We start from the raw sequence: 13,769 nt of genomic DNA on the forward strand, positions 1-13,769 counted from the left end.
TTAACGCGGCATGACGGCTGTCCTGGAGCAGACCACGACCCCGACTCCGCTGCCGCCGCGGCGTACGCCCGGCGCCTGGCTGGCCGCGTGGGCCCCGGCTCCGCTCGCGCTCGCCGGACTGTCGGCGTTCGTGGTGTCCCACGGCGTCTCCGTCCGCGACCTGCTCGCCTTCGTGGCGTACCTGGCGTTGGGGATCACCCTGCCGGGCGCGCTCTGGTGGCGGGCGGCCCGCCGCGGCTCCAGCACGCTCGCCGAAGACCTCGCCGCGGGCACCACCCTCGGGTACGCCCTCGAAGTGCTGACCTACCTTCCGGCGCGGGCGGCGGGCGTACCGCTGGCGGTGCTGGCCTGGCCGATCGCGACGTATCTGCTGTTCGGGCTGGTCCCGGGGCTGCGCCGGGTCTGGCGGATGCGCCCGGCCGACCGGCTGCCGATCTGGTTCTCCTGGATGCTGACCGGGCTGGCCTGCTATCCGGCGATCTGGTCGGCGGTCCCGTTCTACGCGAGCCACGGCCTGTCCTATCCGGCGTCCGCCTCGCCCTATGTCGACCTGCCGTACTACCTGTCGCTGATCGGCGAGCTGAAGCACCACCTCCCGGCCCAGTTCCCGTTCGAGGCCGGGCAGCCGCTGACACACCACTGGTTCCTGCATCCGGAGATCGCCGCCACCAGCTGGGTCACCGGGATCGAGCCGATGACGCTGTTGTTCCGGCTCTCGATCCTGCCGATGATCCTCGCGCTGGGCGTCCTGCTGGCGTTGCTGGCGCGGCGGATCATCGGCGCGTGGTGGGCCGGCGCGCTGACCGTGGCGGCCACCTGGACGCTGGTCGGACCGGCGTTGACCGGTTGGGCCGGCGGCCTCTCGCCGGGCACCTCGGGATTGTCGCTGCTCTGGATCTGTCCGACCCAGACGTTCGGGGCGGTGCTCTTCGCCGCGCTCCTGCTCACCGTCCACTCCCTGCTGAACCGGACCCGGGACGGCCGCCGCTGGGGCGAATGGGCGGTCTTCACGGTGCTCTGCGCGGTCGTCATGGGAGCCAAAGGCACCTTCGGGGCGTTGCTGCTGGCCGGGGTGGGTCTCGCGACCGTCCTCGGCGTCGTGCTCGCCCGGCGGATCGATCGGACGCTGCTCGGGCTCGGCGCGATGACGGGCGTCCTGTTCCTCGTCACGCGGCAACTGGTGTACGAGGGGGAGAGCTTCGGCCTCCGGACGATGTTCCCGGCGCCGTCGGTGATCAACCGCATGAACGCCGCCGGGCTGACCGGCGACCGTCCGCTGTGGGCGTACGCGGTGCTGGGAACGCTCATCCTCGTCGGGTGGCTGTGCCTCGGCGGCCTGATCCTGCGGCTGGGCCGCGCCGGGCTGGCCGATCCCGTGCACGGCGTGCTCCTGGGCGTCGGGGTGGCGGCGCTCCTGCTCGTCCTGGCGCTGGCGCACCCGGCCGCCAGTGAGAACTACTTCGTGTACTCCGCCTGGCCGTACGTCTGCCTGCTGGTCGTAGCCGGACTGGCGGCCGTCGTCCGGAGCCGCGAAGCGGCGTGGTGGCGGTACGCCGCCGCCGTCGCCGGGGGAGCGCTGGTGGCGTACCTGACGGTCAAGCTCGGTCCGGCGCATCGGCTGGCGGATGGTCGTCTGCTCGCCCTGACCCTTCCGTACGCCCTGGCGGTCCTGACGGCGTTGGCGGTGGCCGCCGGGCTGGCGTGGCGTACGGGTGGCGGGCGGCGGCTCCTGACGAGCCTGCTCGCCTTGGCGATGCTCGGGTTCGCCGTCCAGTCCAGCGTGCACGTCTGGCGACTGCCGCCCACCCCGCACCCCACTCAGTTCATCCCGGCCGGAGCCTTGGAAGCCGGCCGTTGGCTGCGGGATCACTCCACCCCGGACGATCTCGTCGCGACCAACGCCCACTGCTGGCCGCCGGTGAAGACGGGCTGCGACAGCCGCCACTTCTGGATCTCGGCGTACGCCGAACGCCGGGTCCTGGTGGAGAGCTGGGGCTACACCGCATGGGCGCACGCGGCGTGGATCCCGTTCCAGTTGAAGCCCGTGCAGATGCCGTTCCACGACCAGGCGCTGCTGGCCGCCAACGACGCCGCGTTCGCACAGCCCACCGCCGCCAACGTCGGCAGGCTGCGGGACGCGTACAAGGTGAAGTGGCTTTTCGTGGATCTGACGCAGAACGAGCCGGCCGACGGACTGGACCGCGTGGCGATCCTGCGGTACGCGGCCGGCTCGTGCCGGGTCTACGAGATCCCGGCGTCCTGAGGCTGCGCCTCGCGGTCCTGGCTGGGCAGCACGGGCGCGGCCCGGCCGGTGCCGTGGTCGCCGGCCTTCTGCTCGTGGTACTCGTCCTCGACGTTGACCGCCCAGATGTCGTGGCCGGCGCCGGTGAGGATGTTCTCGGCGCTGAGCATGGCGGTCATCATCGAGTGATCCTGGTTGTTGTACCGGTGCATTCCGTTGCGGCCCACCGGATGCACGTTCGGCACGGCCCCGGCCAGCCAGTCCCGGATCGTCTCCACATTGCGCTGATAGCGCTCGTCGTAGACCGGGTACGCCTTGGGCATGCGCACGACGTAGCCCTGTTCGACCGCGCCCGGCCGGACCAGGCCGAGGCGTTCCAGTTCGGCGGTGGCCAGGACGACGAGGTCCTCGTCGGCGGCGTCCCACAGGTCGTCGCCGACGGTGACGAAGTACTCCAGGCCCAGGCAGGTACGCCCGTCCTGCACGAGGTACGGCGACCAGGACCCGAAGTTCTGGATGCGGCCGACCCGGACGCCCGGCGTGTGGATGTAGATCCAGTTGTCCGGGAAGCTGTACTCCTCCGGCACCACCAGTGCGACCGTGAGGAAGTCTCGGTAGCGCAGGTCGTCGGCGGCCGCCTGAACCTCGGCGGGCGCGGCCGGCTCCATGGCGCGGACGAGTGCGGACAACGGCATCGAGGAGATCACGTCGGTCGCCGGTACGCGTCGCTCGCCGTCGCAGTCGCGAACGGACACCGCGGTCACCCCGGAGTCGTCCCGATGCAGCGCGGTGACCGCCGTCGACAGCGCGACCCTTCCGCCCTGCTTCGCCACCAGCTCGGCACACCGCTCCCACATCATCCCGGGACCGAGCTTCGGGTACTGGAACTCCTCGATGAGGCTCGTGATGTCCGTCTGATTGCGCTTGGGCAGCACCGCGTTCAGCACCGCGCCGGCCAGTGACAGGTTCTTGATGCGCTGGGCCGCCCAGTCCGCCTGCAACTCGGTGGCGGGCATGCCCCACACCTTCTCGGTGTAGGTCTTGAAGAAGATCGAGTAGAGCCGCCAGCCGAAGCGCGCCGACACCCAGCCCTCGAAGTGCGACTGGTCCTTCGGCGGCCGGACCTGCGCCCAGGCGTACGAGCCGACACAGCGGACGGCCTCGGCGAGGCCCAGCCCACGGAGCGCGTTCATCGCCTTGAGCGGGTAGTCGAACAGCGCACCGTTGTAGTAGATCCGGCTCATCCGCGGGCGCAGCAGGAAGTCGCCGTCCGGCAGGATCTCGTGCCACAGCTTCTCGACCGCCGAGACCTTGGTGAAGAACCGGTGCCCGCCGATGTCGAAGCGCCACCCGTCGCGTTCCGCGGTGCGGCTGATGCCGCCGACCACGTCGTCCGCCTCGAAGACGGTGACCGCGCGATCGGACTTGGTCAATTGGTATGCCGCGGTGAGGCCGGCGGGACCGCCGCCGATCACCACGATGGAGGAATCGTCCATGGCCTGCATTCGGGTCGGGCGATCCGGAGGGGACAGACCGACATTCTGCCTAGAACATGGACATGCTAGTTCATTCGGGCATTTCGTCTCTCGATGGGCGGCCCCGGACCCATCCCGGGCGGGGCCAATACCGGGCGAACACCCTGGCCTCGACCAGGGCGATCCCGTACGCGCGCGAGTCGTCGGCCACGAAGTCGTTGTCGCCCTGGATCCACCAGCCGTCGCCCTGGCGGCGTACGGCCCGTTTGACGACGAGGCCGATGTCGGGGCGCGCCGGGAAGCGGGCGATCACCACGTCGCCGGGGCGTACGCCGCGCCCGCCGCGCCGGGCCAGAACGGCGTCGCCGGACCGAAGCGTGGGGGCCATCGAGGGGCCGAATACCCGTACCGGCCACCAGCCGAACACGCCACCCACCGCCTTCCGTCGTGTTTGAATCCGAGAGTAGGGTCAGGATTGCTAAGGATTGCTACGCAAGCTGCACAGACCTATCTGGAGGATCTCATGCGTTTCCGCATGCCGCGTTTCCTCACGCCGGCCACCGTCGCCAGTGCGCACTGCGACCTGCCGTGCGGCGTGTACGACCCGGCCCAGGCCCGCATCGAGGCGGAGTCCGTCAAGGCGATCTGCGAGAAGTACCAGGCCAACACCGATCCGGAGTTCCGGACCCGGGCGCTGATCATCAAGGAGCAGCGCGCCGAACTGGTGAAGCACCACCTGTGGGTGCTGTGGACCGACTACTTCAAGGCTCCGCACTTCGAGAAGTACCCGCAGCTGCACCAGCTCTTCAACGAGGCCACCAAGCTGGCCGGGGCGAGCGGCGCGAAGGGCTCGGCCGACCCGGCCACCGCCGAGCAGCTCCTGGCGAAGATCGAGGAGATCTCGAAGATCTTCTGGGAGACCAAGCAGGCCTGATCGACAGCGGAAGCGGGTGGCCGTGGGATACACGGCCACCCGCTTTCGGCTAAAGTCCCTCCCCGGGGGGAGGCTCCTTGGCATCGAGCGACTCATTCGGCGAGGCGAACGTCGAAGACGACGACATCGTCACCCTTGTGGTGCCCGCCGACGGCGGCTACCTGAGCGTGTTGCGCACGGCTACGGCCGGTCTCGCCGCACGCCTGCACTACACCCTGGAGCGCATCGAAGACCTGCGGATCGCGGTCGACGAGGCGTGCGCGATGCTGCTGGTCATCACCCCGCCCGACGCCGAACTGCGCTGCCGGTTCGAGATCGGGCCGGAGGAGCTGACCATCTCGATCGCCGCGCCGGTCAAGGACGGCGCACGGCTCCCGAGTCCGACGAGCTGGCCCTGGCACGTGCTGACCTCGCTGACCTCCCAGGCGTCCGCCGAGCTGACGGCGAACGAGGCCGTCATCCGGATGGTCAGCCAGCGCCCGCGCGGCTGAGTCAGAGGGAGAAGCCGGCTTCGCCGACGGCCCGGTTGGTCGGCGGCGCCACCAGCATCGCGATCGTCGCCAGGCAGATCAGCCCGACGATCACCCCGAGCCAGGCCAGCTCGCCGACGATCATGTAGTACGCCGGGGCGAGGAAGGTCAGGTTCAGCGCCACGGCGATGTCCCGGGCCCAGCGGCGGTACCGGGCGACCGACCTGGCCAGCAGCACCAGCAGCGCCCCGATCACGACGGCGGTGCCGGTGACGGCCCACGCCAGGCGCTGGCTCGCGCCGCCGACGGTGAGGTCCTCGTAGACCAGGAAGAGCGTGATCGCGGCGGCGGCGACCGCCTGTGCCGACAGCAGCACGACCGCGCCCCGCACGGTCGGCGGCGTCGCGGTGGGCGTACCCATGTCTGTGACGGCCGGTGTGGTCATGGCCTCAAGCGTAGGCCCGGTAGATTGCGCCCCATGCGGGCCCTCCTCATCGTGAACCCGAAGGCGACGACCACCAGCGCGCGCAGCCGCGACGTGCTGGCCGGTGCGCTGCGCAGCGAGCTGGACCTGGAGCTGGGCTACACCCGGCGGCGAGGGCACGCCGGGCACCTGGCGCGGCAGGCCGCGGAGGACGGCCTGGAGCTGGTCGTGGCGCTCGGCGGCGACGGCACCGTGAACGAGGTGGTCAACGGCCTGATGGCCGGGCCCGCCGAGACCCGGCCGGCGCTCGCGGTGGTGCCCGGCGGGTCCACCAACGTCTTCGTACGCGCGCTGGGGCTGCCGAAGGAGTGGTCCGAGGCGACTGGCGTACTGCTGCAAGCGCTCCGAGAGGGCCGCAGCCGGACGATCGGGCTCGGGCTGGCCGATGATCGGTACTTCACCTTCTGCGCCGGTCTGGGGCTCGATGCGGCCGTCACCCGACGGGTGGAACGTGCGCGGCGCAAGGGCCGCCGTTCGACGCCGGGGCTGTACCTGCGATCGACGCTCGGGGAGTACTTCTTCGAACGGCATCCGGCCGAGCTGACCTTGGAGCTGCCGGACGATCCGGACGAGGAGCGGCTCGCCTCGATCATCGTGCAGAACACCGCGCCCTGGACGTTCCTGGGGGACCGGCCGGTGCATCCCAGTCCCGACGCCTCGTTCGATCTGGGCTTGGACGTCATGGCGCTGCGAGTGCTGCACGTTCCTTCGACCATGCGTACCGTGGCACAGATCCTCGCCACCGACGGCGAGCCGCGCGGCCGTCAGGTCCTCCGTCATCACGACCTTGCCGCGTTCACCGTCACTTCCAGTACGCCACAGGCGTTTCAACTTGACGGGGACTACCTCGGGGAACGTGAGCAAGTTCGGTTCGCCGCGGTGCCGGAAGCACTTCGCGTGATCTGCTGACGGACACAACGGCCCAAATGAACATTCGTGTCAGTCCACACATGTGACACGAGTCGGAAATACTAGTAATGCGGCGCGGAGAGTACTACATTTACAGATGACTGTCGTGCGCGGGGGGTCAGGGTAACTCCCGGTGATCCGGACAAATGGGTCGTGAGCTTGCTCACCCGACCGGTTTTTTTCGCATCACCCCCCTTGACATGGCGGGAGTTCGTGAAAGTATTCACAAGCGTACGAGTCAAGCGCTCGCTGCCTGCTCACCGCTCACGGATTCGGTAACTGACCGTCACTGGCTGTCATGTTTAACCACCCCGTGTCTGCGGGACGCAAACAGGGATACACACACCCACTTCAGGAACAAGGAGTGTTGCCGCCATGGACTGGCGCCACCGTGCGATCTGCCGCGACGAGGACCCCGAGCTGTTCTTCCCCATTGGGACGTCTGGCCCGGCAGTGCTTCAAGTCGAGCAGGCGAAGGCGGTCTGCCGGCGGTGTCCCGTGACCGACCAGTGCCTCTCTTGGGCAATGGACTCGGGCCAGGACGCCGGCGTCTGGGGCGGGATGAGCGAAGAGGAGCGGCGCGCTCTGAAGCGCCGCGGTGGGCTGCGCGTACGCGCCAGCGCCCTCTGAGCGGAGCACCCGCCGAAACCGCGAACTGACGACGCCCCGGGAACTCTCCCGGGGCGTTCGCCTGTTTCCAGGCCGGCGTGCACTCCCTGCGGATCACGGTACGCAAGCCGACCCGGCCGGCTGACGCATGCACAACCGTGATCTGCACGACTTACGCGAAAGGGCCCGGCGGAATGCCGGGCCCTTCCGTATCAGGATCGCTCAGAGCGAGTCGTCGTCCTCGTCGTACCGCGCCAGGTAGGTCGCCAGCCGCTCGACGGCGGTCTCGAACTCCGGGTTGGCGTCGACGAAGTCCCGCAGCCGCTCGGCGAGCCACTCGACGCTCACCTGCTCGTCGCCTCGCCGTTCGACCAGTTCTTCGATGCCGCGGTCGGTGAAGTACATCAGGCCGCCTTCGGCAGCGCCGCTTCCAGCAGCGCGGCCTGCTCGACGTCGTGCATCTTCGTGGAGCCCACGGCCGGAGCGGCCGCCGCCGGACGCGAGATCCGCCGCAGGCTCACCCCGTCGAGGTGCTCCAGCAGGTTCAGCGCGACGAACGACCAGGCGCCCTGGTTGGCCGGCTCCTCCTGGACCCAGGCGAAGTCGACGGCGTTCGGGTACTTGGCCAGCTCCGCCTTGACCTCCTCGACGGGCAGCGGGTAGAGCTGCTCCAGCCGGACGATCGCGGTGTCGGTGACGCCGCGCTCGGCACGCGCCTGGACCAGGTCGTAGTAGACCTTGCCCGAGCAGAACAGCACCCGGCGTACCGCCTCCGGCCGGAGGTCGCCCGTCTCGCCGATGACCGGCTGGAAGGTGCCGGTGGTGAAGTCGGCGACCTGCGAGATGCAGAGCTTGTTGCGCAGCAGCGACTTCGGCGTGAAGGCGATCAGCGGCTTGCGCTTGGGGGACAGCGCCTGGCGGCGCAACGCGTGGAAGTAGTTCGCCGGAGTCGAGGCGATGACCACCCGCATGTTGTCCTCGGCGCACTGCTGAAGGAACCGCTCGGGACGGCCCGAGGTGTGGTCCGGCCCCTGGCCCTCGTGGCCGTGCGGCAGCAGCAGCGCGACCGAGGACTTCTGGCCCCACTTGGCCTCGCCCGAGGAGACGAACTCGTCGATCACCGACTGGGCGCCGTTGACGAAGTCGCCGAACTGCGCCTCCCACATGACCAGCGCGTCCGGGTTCTCCACCGAGTAGCCGTACTCGAAGCCCATGGCCGCGTACTCCGAGAGGAGGGAGTCGTGGACGTAGAGCTTCGCGTTGTCCTGCGCGACCCGGGTGATCGGCAGGTAGTCCTCGCCGCCGTGCGAGTCCACCACCGCGGCGTGGCGCTGCACGAAGGTGCCCCGGCGGGAGTCCTGCCCGGCCAGGCGTACCGTGACGCCCTGGTTCAGCAGCGAGCCGAAGGCCAGGATCTCGGCGAACGCCCAGTCGATGTCGCCGGCGACCGACATCTTCGCCCGCCGCTCCAGCAACTGCTGCACCCGCTTGTGCGGCACCAGTCCCTCCGGGAGGGTGGTGTGCGCCTCGCCGATGGCCGCGACGAGCTCGGCGCTGACGGCGGTCGCCACCAGCGGCTCCGGCTGCACCTCGCGCGAGCGGCTGGGCCGGGCGGCCGAGGTGGTCTGCGCGTCGCGGGTGGCCTTGAAGACCGTCTCCAGCTGGTTCTGGTAGTCCCGCAGAGCTTCCTCGGCCTCGTCGACGGTGATGTCGCCCCGGCCGATCAGCTCCTCGGTGTACAGCTTCCGGACCGACCGCTTCGCGTCGATGATCTGGTACATCAGCGGGTTGGTCATCGATGGGTCGTCGCCCTCGTTGTGCCCGCGACGGCGGTAGCAGACGAGGTCGATGACGACGTCCTTGCGGAACGCCTCGCGGTACTCGAAGGCGAGCTTGGCCACCCGGACGACGGCCTCGGGGTCGTCGCCGTTCACGTGGAAGATCGGCGCCTGGATCATCCGGGCGACGTCGGTGCTGTAGAGCGAGGACCGGCTGTACTCCGGGGCGGTGGTGAAGCCGACCTGGTTGTTGACGACGATGTGGACGGTCCCGCCGGTGCGGTAGCCCCGCAGCTGCGACAGGTTCAGCGTCTCGGCCACCACGCCCTGACCGGCGAACGCGGCGTCGCCGTGCACCAGGACCGGCAGCACGGTGAAGCCCTCGTTGCCCAGGTCGAGGCGGTCCTGCTTGGCCCGGACGATGCCTTCGAGCACCGGGTCGACCGTCTCCAGGTGCGACGGGTTGGCCGTCACCGAGACGGTGATCCCGTGCTGGCCGTCGGGCGAGGTGAACTTCCCGGTCATGCCCAGGTGGTACTTCACGTCGCCGGAGCCCTGCGTGGTCTTCGGGTCGATGAAGCCCTCGAACTCGTTGAAGATCTTCTCGTACGGCTTGCCGACGATGTTGGCGAGCACGTTCAACCGGCCGCGGTGGGCCATGCCGATGACGACCTCGTCCAGACCGCCCTCGGAGGACGCCTGCAGGATCTCGTCGAGCAGCGGGATCAGCGATTCGCCGCCCTCCAGCGAGAACCGCTTCTGGCCGACGTACTTGGTGGCCAGGAAGGTCTCGAAGGCCTCGGCGGCGTTCAGCCGGTTGAGGACGTGCGCCTGCTCTTCCTTGCTCGGCTTGGCGTACTTGCGCTCGACCCGGGCGGCGATCCAGTTGCGCTCCTCCGGGCTCTGGATGTGCATGTACTCCACGCCGGTGCGCCGGCAGTAGGAGTCCCGCAGCACACCCAGGACGTCGCGCAGCTTCATCTTGTCCTTGCCGGCGAAGCCGCCGACGGCGAACGTCCGGTCCAGGTCCCACAGGGTCAGGCCGTGCTCGCGGATGTCGAGGTCCGGGTGGCGGCGGATCTCGTACTCCAGCGGGTTGGTGTCGGCCATCAGGTGGCCGCGTACGCGGTACTCGCGGATCAGTTCGATGACCCGGGCGGCCTTGTCGATCTGGCCCTCGGAGGTGTGCGCGATGTCCCGGACCCAGCGGACCGGCTCGTACGGGATGCGCAGCGAGGTGAAGATCTCGTTGTAGAAGTCGTCGCCGATCAGCAGCTCGTGCATGACCTTGAGGAACTCGCCGGACTGCGCGCCCTGGATGATCCGGTGGTCATAGGTGCTGGTCAAGGTGATGATCTTGCTGACGGCCAGGTCGGCCAGCTGAGCGTCGCTCATCCCCGAGAACGGGGCCGGGTACTCCATCGCGCCGACGCCGATGATGGTGCCCTGCCCGGCCATCAGCCGGGGCTGCGAGTGGACGGTGCCGATGCCGCCCGGGTTGGTCAGCGAGATCGTGGTGCCGGCGTAGTCCTCCATGGTCAGCTCGTTGCGGCGGGCCCGGCGGACGATGTCCTCGTAGGCCTGCCAGAACTGCCGGAAGTCCAGCCGCTCACAACCCTTGATGCTGGGCACGACCAGGTTCCGCGAGCCGTCCGGCTTCTGCAGGTCGATCGCGATGCCCAGGTTCACCTGCGGCGGCACGACCATCGTCGGCTTGCCGTTCGTCTCGGCGTACGAGTTGTTCATCTCGGAGTGCTTGGCCAGCGCCTTGATCAGCGCGTACCCGATGAGATGCGTGAAGGAGACCTTGCCACCACGGCCGCGGGCGAGCGCGTTGTTGATGACGATCCGGTTGTCCGCGAGGAGCTTGGCCGGGACGGCGCGCACGCTGGTCGCAGTCGGCACGGTCAGCGACTGGTCCATGTTCTGGACGATCTTCGCGGCCACGCCCCGCAGCGGGACCACCGTGGCTTCCTTCTTCTCCGCTACGCCGGGAGCCGCGACCGGCGCGGGGGCGGCCGGCTTCGCCGCCGGAGCGGGGCTGGCCGCCTTCGGCGCTGCCGGAGCCGGCTTGGCCGCGGCTGGCGCCGCGACCGGAGGTGCCGCCGGAGCAGGCGCGGCCTTCTTCTCCACAGACGAGGTGGCGGCGGGCGCACCTGGCTTGTAGTCGGCGAAGAAGTCGTGCCAAGCGGGATCCACGCTCGCCGGATCGGTCAAATACCGCTGGTACATGTCCTCGACGATCCACTCGTTGGGACCGAAGTCTGCCAGTGGGTTTTCCTGCGAGCTGTGTTGCGTCGACACGGTCGCTCTCGCCCTCTTCCACGCGGGTTGGTAGGGAAATCAGAAGTCGGCTTACAAGGCTACGCGCTGCCCTAGCGGACGTTCACCCGGAGGTCAACGGGTGTCGCGGTTCACACGGTGAGCCAGGTCGCCTCAGCCGCGGTTCACACAGTGAGCCAGGTCGCCTCAGCCGACGCGAGCAGGGTCCGGTCCGGCGCGAACAGTCCGGTACGCACGAATCCCTTCCGGCCGTCCGTGCCAGTGCATTCGCCGACGATCACACAGTCGTCACCCGGTTCCGGCAGCGCATCGATCGCGACGGTGATCCGGCCGAGCACGTACGGGCGGCCCGGCGCGATGATCGCCCAGCCGCCGGGGCAGTCGAGGGCGGCCCAGACTGTCGGAACCTCGACGGCGTCCGGAACGGACCACCGAGCAGCCGTACGCCCATCGGGCAGGCGGCCGGGGAAGATCCGCAACCCGTCCGCGTTCTCCGGTCCACAGACATAGCAGCCGGGGAACGGATGATCCTCGAATCCCGCGTACGCCCCGGCTTCGGCGGGATCGCCCCACGCGGGGGCGGACGGTGGTGTGCCCGGTGTCGCCGTGGCGATCAGACGGTCGCCGTCCAGCAGCGATCCGTCCGGGGTGACTTCGAGCGGCGTGTCCAGCGGCGGCGGCTGCCGCAGCGTCACCGTCACCGGTCCGCTGATCCCCAGCCTGGTGGCAAGCATTCCGGCGGTGTATCCGCCGTTGCCGGAGGTGGGCGGGCCGTTGAAGCGAGCAGCGACGATCACCGCCTGAGCCTGCCACACCCGTGGGTTGGCGCGTGGGTTGCCGCGTGGGTTAGCGCTGGATCACGGATCCAAGTCGAATCATGGGCCAAGATTCGACCCACATCCGTGATCCGCCGCAGAACGGGGCCGGCGAACGCGGGCGGTGCCGCCGCGTACAGGGCGCGTTCAGCGTTCATCCGGATGTCACGCCGCCGGGGTCACATCGAAACGTCTGCGCAGTTCCCGGCCCTTACACAGAGGTCATGACACAGATCCTCACCGTTGCGCCGACCGGATACTCGGCGCTGATCGCGACCGACGCCGCGACCGTCGAGGCCGCGCAGCGGTTGCGGTACCGGATGTTCGCCGAGGAGTGCGGTGCGACCCTCCACTCCACGACGCCCGGTCTCGACGTCGACGAGTTCGACGCGTACTGCGATCACCTCGTCGTGCGGCACGACCGCAGCGGCGAGGTGGTCGGCACCTACCGGCTGCTCCCGCCGCAGCGCGCGGTCTGGCTCGGCCGCCGGTACAGCGAGACCGAGTTCGACATGAGCCGGCTGATCGTCCTGCGCGACCGTCTGGTCGAGGCGGGCCGGTCGTGTGTCGACCCCCAGCACCGCACCGGCGCGGTGATCAACTTGATGTGGGCGGGGATCGCCCGATACCTCACCGCCAACAAGTACACCTGGCTCGGCGGCTGCGCCTCCGTCCCGATCGCCGACGCCCCGGCCGTCCGCGAGGCGGTCCAGAAGCACCTGTCCCCGCCGCAGCTGCGGGTCGAGCCGCGCGTACCGATTCCGGCCGCCGAGGTGCCGGTCGGGCGTGCGAACATCCCGCCGCTGCTCAAGGGCTACCTCCGGCTGGGCGCCTGGGTCTGCGGTGAGCCCGCGTACGACCCGGACTTCGAGGTCGCCGACTTCTACGTCCTGCTCAGCCTGGACCGCGTCGACCCGCGGTACCTCAAGCACTTCCTCGGCTCGGCCGAGGACCAGCAGCTCAGCTTGGGGGAATGATGAGCTTCTGGCGTCCTGAGGCCGACTGCGGGCTCCATTGCCTGCCTTCGGGCACCCCGCAAGTGGGCTTCTTCCGCTACGCCGGTCGAATGGTGGGCGCGGCCGGCGTACTGGCCTTCGCGGCGGTGGCTCCGGCCCGGCCCGCGGTGGTCCAGGCAGTGGCCCGGGCACTGCTCAAGGTCCTCGGTCTCGATCTGCGCGTGCGCGGAAAGCACCGCCCAGGTCTGCTGGTCGCGAACCATGTGTCCTGGGTGGACATCGTCGTCCTGATGGCGCTGAACGGTGGGACGCGCCTGGTCGCCAAGAAGGAGGTCGGCGGCTGGCCGGTCATCGGGCGGCTCGCCCGGCGGCAGCGCGCCGTCTTCGTCGACCGGGCCCAGCCGCGCCGGCTGCCGGCGACGGTCGCCGAGGCGGCCGAAGGCCTGCGGGAGGGCGCGACGGTCGCGGTGTTCCCGGAGGCGACCACGACCTGCGGTTCCTGCCGGGTGCCGATGCGGTCGGCGTTCTTCCAGGCGGCGATCGACGCCGGTACGCCGGTGACCCCGCTGACCTTGACCTTCGCCGTCGCGGGGGAGCGCAGCACGGCGGCGGCCTTCGTCGGCGACGACACCCTGATCGCCTCGGTACGCCGCCTCGCCCGCACGAAGGGCCTGACGCTCACGGTGTCGGCCGCCGCGCCGCTGTTCCCGGAGCCGGGAGCGGACCGCCGGGCGCTGGCCCGCGCCGCCGCCGCGACGATCGCCGCCACCCCGATCCTCACCCGCCTCCCCCGCCGACCCACCCCCCACCCCAC

Annotated in this window: 13 protein-coding genes; 7 read left to right on the top strand and 6 right to left on the bottom strand. The window is 69.7% G+C overall.

The window, feature by feature from the left end:
* Positions 1-10: 10 nt before the first annotated feature.
* The gene (locus tag AB0M47_RS27600) at positions 11-2,263 is read left to right on the top strand and encodes a hypothetical protein (RefSeq protein WP_363419135.1); all 2,253 of its coding nucleotides are present in this window, start codon (positions 11-13) and stop codon (positions 2,261-2,263) included.
* Here the strand turns inward: AB0M47_RS27600 and AB0M47_RS27605 are convergent.
* Both AB0M47_RS27605 and AB0M47_RS27610 read right to left on the bottom strand, forming a co-directional pair.
* Positions 2,242-3,738 (bottom strand): NAD(P)/FAD-dependent oxidoreductase, encoded by a 1,497-nt coding sequence (locus AB0M47_RS27605; RefSeq protein ID WP_363419137.1) that lies wholly within the window; start codon positions 3,736-3,738, stop codon positions 2,242-2,244. The two genes, AB0M47_RS27600 and AB0M47_RS27605, sit on opposite strands and share 22 nt — an antisense overlap.
* Positions 3,739-3,808: 70 nt before the next feature.
* Positions 3,809-4,174, bottom strand: a complete 366-nt coding sequence (locus AB0M47_RS27610; RefSeq protein WP_363419158.1) for a S24/S26 family peptidase — start codon at positions 4,172-4,174, stop codon at positions 3,809-3,811.
* A gap of 66 nt (positions 4,175-4,240) precedes the next feature.
* On the opposite strand from AB0M47_RS27610, the gene sodN reads away from it, so the two are divergent.
* Together sodN and AB0M47_RS27620 are read left to right on the top strand one after the other, a co-directional pair.
* Positions 4,241-4,651: a superoxide dismutase, Ni gene (gene sodN / locus AB0M47_RS27615; protein ID WP_253760438.1), complete on the top strand. Its 411-nt coding sequence runs from the start codon at positions 4,241-4,243 to the stop codon at positions 4,649-4,651.
* Positions 4,652-4,728: 77 nt separating this feature from the next.
* A complete protein-coding gene (locus AB0M47_RS27620) occupies positions 4,729-5,142 on the top strand; it encodes an anti-sigma regulatory factor (RefSeq protein ID WP_363419139.1) in 414 nt (137 codons plus the stop codon).
* A gap of 1 nt (position 5,143) precedes the next feature.
* On the opposite strand, the gene AB0M47_RS27625 is transcribed toward AB0M47_RS27620, so the two are convergent.
* The gene (locus tag AB0M47_RS27625; RefSeq protein WP_363419140.1) at positions 5,144-5,566 is read right to left on the bottom strand and encodes a hypothetical protein; all 423 of its coding nucleotides are present in this window, start codon (positions 5,564-5,566) and stop codon (positions 5,144-5,146) included.
* A gap of 33 nt (positions 5,567-5,599) precedes the next feature.
* Between AB0M47_RS27625 and AB0M47_RS27630 the strand changes: the two genes are divergently transcribed.
* Together AB0M47_RS27630 and AB0M47_RS27635 are read left to right on the top strand one after the other, a co-directional pair.
* On the top strand, positions 5,600-6,514 hold the full coding sequence (locus AB0M47_RS27630) for a diacylglycerol kinase family protein (protein WP_253760447.1): 915 nt from the start codon (positions 5,600-5,602) through the stop codon (positions 6,512-6,514).
* Between the two features lie 375 nt (positions 6,515-6,889).
* Positions 6,890-7,144 carry a WhiB family transcriptional regulator gene (locus AB0M47_RS27635; protein ID WP_253760449.1) on the top strand — a complete coding sequence of 85 codons (255 nt, stop codon included), beginning with the start codon at positions 6,890-6,892 and terminating at the stop codon, positions 7,142-7,144.
* Between the two features lie 201 nt (positions 7,145-7,345).
* Here the strand turns inward: AB0M47_RS27635 and AB0M47_RS27640 are convergent, their stop codons facing one another.
* From AB0M47_RS27640 to AB0M47_RS27650, 3 genes are all read right to left on the bottom strand, one after another.
* Positions 7,346-7,528, bottom strand: coding sequence for a DUF6104 family protein (locus tag AB0M47_RS27640; RefSeq protein WP_253760453.1), 183 nt, complete (start codon positions 7,526-7,528; stop codon positions 7,346-7,348).
* The gene (locus AB0M47_RS27645) at positions 7,528-11,205 is read right to left on the bottom strand and encodes a multifunctional oxoglutarate decarboxylase/oxoglutarate dehydrogenase thiamine pyrophosphate-binding subunit/dihydrolipoyllysine-residue succinyltransferase subunit (RefSeq protein ID WP_363419143.1); all 3,678 of its coding nucleotides are present in this window, start codon (positions 11,203-11,205) and stop codon (positions 7,528-7,530) included. The genes AB0M47_RS27640 and AB0M47_RS27645 overlap by 1 nt, the downstream gene beginning before the upstream one ends.
* A 143-nt stretch (positions 11,206-11,348) precedes the next feature.
* Positions 11,349-11,981, bottom strand: coding sequence for a hypothetical protein (locus AB0M47_RS27650; RefSeq protein ID WP_363419145.1), 633 nt, complete (start codon positions 11,979-11,981; stop codon positions 11,349-11,351).
* Positions 11,982-12,223: 242 nt separating this feature from the next.
* On the opposite strand from AB0M47_RS27650, the gene AB0M47_RS27655 reads away from it, so the two are divergent.
* Both AB0M47_RS27655 and AB0M47_RS27660 read left to right on the top strand, forming a co-directional pair.
* Positions 12,224-12,976 (top strand): GNAT family N-acyltransferase, encoded by a 753-nt coding sequence (locus tag AB0M47_RS27655; RefSeq protein WP_363419147.1) that lies wholly within the window; start codon positions 12,224-12,226, stop codon positions 12,974-12,976.
* Positions 12,973-13,769, top strand: a 797-nt coding sequence (locus tag AB0M47_RS27660) for a lysophospholipid acyltransferase family protein (protein ID WP_363419149.1), incomplete at its 3' end; no start/stop codon positions are given. The genes AB0M47_RS27655 and AB0M47_RS27660, both read left to right, overlap by 4 nt.

It is taken from the genome of Hamadaea sp. NPDC051192, from assembly GCF_040682475.1.
In the GTDB taxonomy this organism is placed as follows: domain Bacteria; phylum Actinomycetota; class Actinomycetes; order Mycobacteriales; family Micromonosporaceae; genus Hamadaea; species Hamadaea flava.